The following is a 6,020-nucleotide window of genomic DNA, read 5'->3' as shown; positions in this document are numbered from 1 at the left end:
TTTTACCATTTGCTTCCTTCAGATTTCACCTCACGGTGAACACCCTTGCATAGGCTAACGGTTCTCGCTCGACTGAGCCCGTAGAGGACTTTCACCTCCTAGATCAACGCCATGCTCGGCGCACGCAAAAAAAAGCCAGTCATCATGACTGGCTTCAATTATGCAACTATTGCATTATAGATTTGGACCCGTTGATGGTCGGTGCGGTTTGTTCGATTTAAGTTGCTGCATGCCTTGGAACATACGCATAAACCAAACAAGAATCGCTAAGATAGCAAATACGCCACCAATCACTGGAATTGCGTAAGCAACTTTATCCAGCAGTGTATTGTGGAACCAGTAACGTTCGATACCCTCTAATACACCATTGGTTGTCGCGACAGTCACAATAAGCACAACGAAGAATGTGAAGTACAAGAAAAACGTACGAATTATTCCGTAGTAATGTGAGGTAACAACATCATCATCTTCGCCCTTATCCAGACGGTAACCTGCATATATAATTGCGATTACACCTGAAATAAGGAATGTGAAAGGCGTAAAGCAGCTTAGGATGTACGCAACCCAAATACCATTATGAGGTTTGTTCATCAGCTTTTACTCCTTTTTGCACTGTTTCGCTCGGCTCAGCCTCGCCCATCGCTTCTTTCGCTTTAACTTCTTCATACCACAAGTCGTGGTGTTCTTTTGCCCAAGTCTCGTCAACTTCACCGGTTACCATACCTTCAAGCGCACCTTCCATACCGAATAGACCGATATAGATGTGGAAGATAAAGCCACAGATCAGGATCAATGCTGAGAACATGTGCACTAAGTTAGAGATTTCCATGTCGCGACGGGTTTGACCAAAGATTGGGAAGTCAAGGATCAAGCCACTTACCGCAGCGATAGCACCAAAACCGATTAGTAACCAGTAAATTGCTTTTTCACCACCGTTAGAGAAACCTGCAGAAGGATGCGTACCCTTGTGCTTACCAACCATACCACCCATTTTCATAAACCAACGAACGTCAGTCATGGTTGGGATAGATTTGCGCCACCATTTCAGTAGAACGAAAGCAAGTAAAACAAAGAACAGTGGGCCTACGTAATTGTGATATTGCTTGGCTAGCATAATCACAAAGCCCCAAAACTCACTTGGTACATAAGGCTTTAAGAAGTGCTTACCATAAACCAGCATCAGGCCACTGAACGCAAGCGTTAGGAATGTAAACGCCATACTCCAGTGAAGTGCTCGGTCCCAACGTGACCAACGCTTCATCTTCTTACCGGTACGTGGTTTGCTAAGCATTAGCGGACCAACAAATACGTACGCCATGATTACCATCGCGATACTACCGAAAATCGCGACTGCACCAGCCGGAGACATCCATTTCTCTTTTAGTACATACCAAGTCTCGCCTGGTGTACTAATTAGAACACCGTGCTCAGGGAACTTAGACGTTGTATAGCCAGACTCACCTTCACGTACTTCTTTCCAAAATTCAGTACCAGCAAGCTGTGCCATCTCTTTCTGTGCAGTTGGCACTGACTCTTGCGCTGCCGCTGGCAGAGAAAGAGCCATTGCCAGTGCTGCCAAAAATGGCAGCACTGCAAGAGAGAGACGTTTAAACAGATGTGTCATATCTCTCTCCAAACCTTAGCTTTTAGTTGCGTCGAAAGACAGATCTTCACCGTTTGTCCAACCTGCGTTTTCAGCACCACGCTGAACAACACGTTGACGGAAGATGTCTGATACTTTCTCTGCGTCACCCGCTAATAGCGATTTCGTTGAACATAGAGATGCACACATAGGCAGTTTACCTTCCGCGATACGGTTAGCACCGTATTTCTCCTGCTCTTCAATTGAGCCAGGTTCGGTGTTAGGACCACCTGCACAGAATGTACATTTGTCCATTTTGCCGCGTTCACCAAACGAAGCTTGTTTAGGGAACTGAGGCGCACCAAATGGACAAGCGAATAGGCAGTAGCCACAACCGATACATAGATCTTTATTGTGCAGTACGATGCCATCTTCAGTGTGTTCGAAACAGTCTGCAGGACAAACGGCCATACAAGGCGCGTCTGTACAGTGCATACAAGCTACCGAGATTGAGTTTTCACCCGGCTCACCATCATTTAGAGTAACAACGCGACGACGTTGAATGCCCCACTCTAGTGCCGAATCATTTGCGTTTTTACATGCGGTCACACAGCCGTTACATTCGATACAGCGTTTGGTGTCACATAGGAATTTCATTCGTGCCATTAGTCAGACTCCTTACGCTTTACGAATGTTACATAGGGTTACTTTAGTTTCCTGCATCAAAGTAACAGGGTCGTAACCGTAAGTGGTTGCAGTGTTTGCTGCTTCACCAATCACGTATGGGTCAGTACCTTCTGGGTACTTGTGACGAAGATCTTCACCTTCGAACTTACCGCCAAAGTGGAATGGGATGAACGCAAGACCAGGTTTAACACGACGAGTAACCATCGCTTTAACCTTGATGCGACCTTTCTCAGCACCTTCAACCCAAACGTCATCACCATCTTTAAAGCCAAGATCGTTCGCGTCTTTCGGGTTCACTTCTACAAACATCTCTTGTTGAAGTTCAGCCAACCATGGGTTTGAACGCGTTTCTTCACCACCACCTTCGTACTCAACCAGACGACCAGAAGTAAGGATAATTGGGTATTCACCTGACTTATCTTCTTGCTGAATTGTCTTGTACAAAGTTGGTACACGGAAGATCGCTTCTTTGTCATCCCAAGTTGGGTAATCAGCGACAAGATCACGACGCGGCGTGTACAGTGGTTCACGGTGTAGCGGTACGCGGTCTGGGAACGTCCAAACAATGGCACGTGCTTTAGCGTTACCAAATGGGATACAACCGTGCTTAATCGCAACACGCTGAATACCGCCAGAAAGGTCAGTTTTCCAGTTTTTACCTTCAGCTGATGCTTTTTCTTCAGCCGTTAGATCATCCCACCAACCAAGTTGTTTTAGTAGCTTGTCAGTGAACTCTGGGTAACCATCTTGGATCTCACAACCTTTTGAGTAGCTGTCTTCTGCAAGTAGGCTTTGACCTTCAAATTCAACACCGAAACGAGTACGGAAGTTACCGCCACCCTCAGCAACCGTCTTAGACGTATCGTAAAGGATGTGGGTACCTGGGTGTTTCATCTCAGGCGTACCCCAACATGGCCAAGGAAGACCGTAAGTCTCACCATTTGCAGGACCACCTTCCGCTTCAAGCGTTGTTTTGTGGAATGTGTGCCAGTTTTGTTGGTGCTCTTTAATACGCTCAGGGCTTTGACCGGTATAACCGATTGTCCACATACCTTTGTTAAACTCGCGGGTAATGTCTTCAATCACTGGTTGGTTGTTTTCAACTTTGATATTTTTGAAAAGCTGATCAGAAATACCTAGTTTTTGAGACAGTAGGTACATGATTTCATGGTCAGGTTTTGAATCAAATAGCGGCTGAATAACTTGATCGCGCCACTGAAGTGAACGGTTTGATGCTGTTACACTTCCGTAAGTCTCAAACTGAGTGGTCGCTGGCAATAAGTACACGCCGTCAGTACGGTCGTTCATTACTGCTGCCACTGTTGGGTATGGGTCAACAATTACCATCATATCCAACTTCTGCATCGCTTTTTTCATCTCAGGACCACGAGTCTGAGAGTTCACTGCGTGACCCCAGTAGAACATGGCACGGATGTTTTCGCGTTGACGAATCTTATCTTTGTCCTCAAGTACGCCATCCACCCAACGAGATACAGGAATACCTGCACTGTGCATTGGTTTTTGACCGCCGTATTCATTATTGTCGAAACGGTTTTGAACCCAATCAAACTCTAGGTCCCATACTTTAGACCAGTGACGCCATGCACCTTCAGAAAGACCGTAGTAACCAGGTAGTGTATCAGACAGTACGCCAAGGTCAGTTGCACCTTGTACGTTATCGTGACCACGGAAAATGTTTGCACCGCCACCTGATTTACCCATGTTACCTAGCGCAAGTTCAAGTACGCAGTAAGCACGTGTGTTGTTGTTACCAGTAGTATGTTGAGTACCACCCATACACCAAACAACACAACCAGGACGGTTTTCAGAAAGAAGCTTCGCAGTTTCGTATACGTCTGCTTCACTAACGCCAGTTACACGCTCAACTTCGGCTGGGTTCCATTTAGCAACTTCTGTACGGATTTCATCCATACCAAATACACGCTGTTGGATAAACTCTTTGTCTTCCCAATTGTTAGCGAATACGTGCCATAGAACACCCCAGATAAACGCAACGTCTGAACCTGGGCGAAGTGATACATAATGGTCAGATTTCGCAGCAGTGCGAGTACGACGAGGGTCTGCTACAACAATCTTACAGTTGCTTTTCTCTTTCGCGATAAGGATATGTTGCATCGCTACAGGGTGCGCTTCTGCTGGGTTTGAGCCGATAAATAGCATCGACTTACAGTTATGCATATCGTTAAAAGAGTTCGTCATCGCACCGTAACCCCAAGTGTTCGCTACACCGGCTACTGTGGTTGAGTGACAGATACGTGCTTGGTGGTCAACGTTGTTGGTACCCCATAGCGACGCCATTTTACGATATAGGTAAGCTTGCTCGTTGCTGTGCTTTGCACTGCCCAAGAAAAAGACAGCATCAGGACCCGACTGCTCGCGAATCTCTAGTGTTTTCTTACTGATCTCTTCTAGTGCTTGATCCCATGAAAGCTTTTTCCACTTACCGTTTTCAAGCTTCATTGGGTATTTTAGACGACGCTCACCGTGACCATGTTCACGGAGTGCCGCACCTTTCGCACAGTGGCCACCAGCATTAAATGGGTGATCATATGCAGGTTCTTGACCTGTCCAAACACCATTTTGAACTTCAGCGTAAACACCACAACCCACAGAACAGTGAGAACAGATAGTACGTTTTACTTCTGTTTTTGCATCTGGGTCTACAGGTTTTGCCTGCGCTTTTTTCATCATACCTGGTGCAAATAGACTTGCGCCAACTACCGCGCCACCAGCTGCTAATGAAGAATTCTTCATAAACGTACGGCGAGATACACCAAGTTGATTTTGCTCTTTGCTCACAGAATCAGAGCGTTTCACTAATTTCATGCGTTAAGCTCCAAATTACAGTGAGTCGTAATAATCGCGAACATGCTGAGTTTCACGATAGCCAGTCTTCTTTACGTCAGGTTTAATTTCTGCTGTTTCTGCAGCGGTTGCCACTTTGCTTGTACCAGCGACAACGGCACCAGCAACGGCAGCAGTTGTTAAGCCTTTCAGGAGATCCCTGCGGCTTGTATTTACTTCATTATTATCTTTCATGGTTGCTTCCTTACCCTCTTAAGGTAGTATTTTGGAGGCTTTTCGCCCCTCTTATCGATGCTATTACTCGTACTCAGTTACGTTTTTCACATCAATTTTTAAATGGGTTTTACTCTTCGTGTTTTTGCTAAATTGCACTTGCTCGATCGTACCAAAAGCACGTAATAGCTGAGCAACTGCCAAATAAAACTTTGCACTTTTCGCCTGTTCAATCTGCTTTGCTAATGACTCGTACCAAGGTGCAATGTGTTTATTGAAAAACACTTGTTGCGTGCACTCTTGCTCGCTCGTTAGCATCGACATGACTTCACACAGTGCTGCAATATGATCTTCTGGCTCTTTTACATTCTCTTCACGCTCAAAACCTAGAATATCTAGATCGTTGCGGATCTCAGCCAAAGGCTTCTCCATCAGCGCACCGGCCATATGCCACGAGCCAAATGGAACCACTTCACCACGACCAATACCAATAAATAGATCTTGGTATTCATCTTCTAATGCTTCTGCCTCACTTTCCTGAGCCGCAAGTCTTAATGATTGCCATGCTTGTTGCATCGCGCTTTCTGTTGATTCAATTTCAAGTTCAGAAAGAAACTCGATCAGCTCATGCGATGGCAATTGGCGAAACAGAGAAGCCAGAAGTAAATAGATCTCTTGGCGTAGTGTTGCTTGTTCGTTATTATTTTCCACA

The 6,020-nt window shown here is 45.6% G+C and carries 6 protein-coding genes; all 6 read right to left on the bottom strand.

The features are described from left to right. Positions 1-174: 174 nt before the first annotated feature. Positions 175-591 (bottom strand): hypothetical protein, encoded by a 417-nt coding sequence (locus IRQ95_RS17725; protein ID WP_194438391.1) that lies wholly within the window; start codon positions 589-591, stop codon positions 175-177. Continuing rightward, positions 575-1,624, bottom strand: coding sequence for a formate dehydrogenase subunit gamma (locus IRQ95_RS17720; protein WP_194438390.1), 1,050 nt, complete (start codon positions 1,622-1,624; stop codon positions 575-577). Before IRQ95_RS17720 ends, IRQ95_RS17725 begins: the two co-directional genes overlap by 17 nt. A 15-nt stretch (positions 1,625-1,639) precedes the next feature. After that, a complete protein-coding gene (gene fdh3B, locus IRQ95_RS17715; protein WP_194438388.1) occupies positions 1,640-2,248 on the bottom strand; it encodes a formate dehydrogenase FDH3 subunit beta in 609 nt (202 codons plus the stop codon). Positions 2,249-2,260: 12 nt separating this feature from the next. Beyond that, the gene (locus IRQ95_RS17710) at positions 2,261-5,116 is read right to left on the bottom strand and encodes a formate dehydrogenase subunit alpha (protein WP_194438386.1); all 2,856 of its coding nucleotides are present in this window, start codon (positions 5,114-5,116) and stop codon (positions 2,261-2,263) included. 15 nt (positions 5,117-5,131) lie between these two features. After that, the gene (locus IRQ95_RS17705; RefSeq protein ID WP_194438384.1) at positions 5,132-5,329 is read right to left on the bottom strand and encodes a twin-arginine translocation signal domain-containing protein; all 198 of its coding nucleotides are present in this window, start codon (positions 5,327-5,329) and stop codon (positions 5,132-5,134) included. A gap of 63 nt (positions 5,330-5,392) precedes the next feature. Further along, entirely contained in the window at positions 5,393-6,019 is a 627-nt protein-coding gene (locus tag IRQ95_RS17700; protein WP_194438382.1) for a molecular chaperone TorD family protein, read from the bottom strand. Position 6,020: the final 1 nt, after the last annotated feature.

The sequence above is a fragment of the Vibrio fluminensis genome (assembly GCF_015278125.1).
GTDB classification, from domain to species: domain Bacteria; phylum Pseudomonadota; class Gammaproteobacteria; order Enterobacterales; family Vibrionaceae; genus Vibrio; species Vibrio fluminensis.
This window is presented reverse-complemented; position numbering and strand designations above follow the sequence as displayed.

Excerpts from the sequence above, each read along its gene's own strand:
- IRQ95_RS17725 (WP_194438391.1), bottom strand. The coding sequence starts at position 591 with ATGAACAAACCTCATAATGGTATTTGGGTTGCGTACATCCTAAGCTGC.
- IRQ95_RS17720 (WP_194438390.1), bottom strand. The coding sequence starts at position 1,624 with ATGACACATCTGTTTAAACGTCTCTCTCTTGCAGTGCTGCCATTTTTG.
- fdh3B (WP_194438388.1), bottom strand. The coding sequence starts at position 2,248 with ATGGCACGAATGAAATTCCTATGTGACACCAAACGCTGTATCGAATGT.
- IRQ95_RS17710 (WP_194438386.1), bottom strand. The coding sequence starts at position 5,116 with ATGAAATTAGTGAAACGCTCTGATTCTGTGAGCAAAGAGCAAAATCAA.
- IRQ95_RS17705 (WP_194438384.1), bottom strand. The coding sequence starts at position 5,329 with ATGAAAGATAATAATGAAGTAAATACAAGCCGCAGGGATCTCCTGAAA.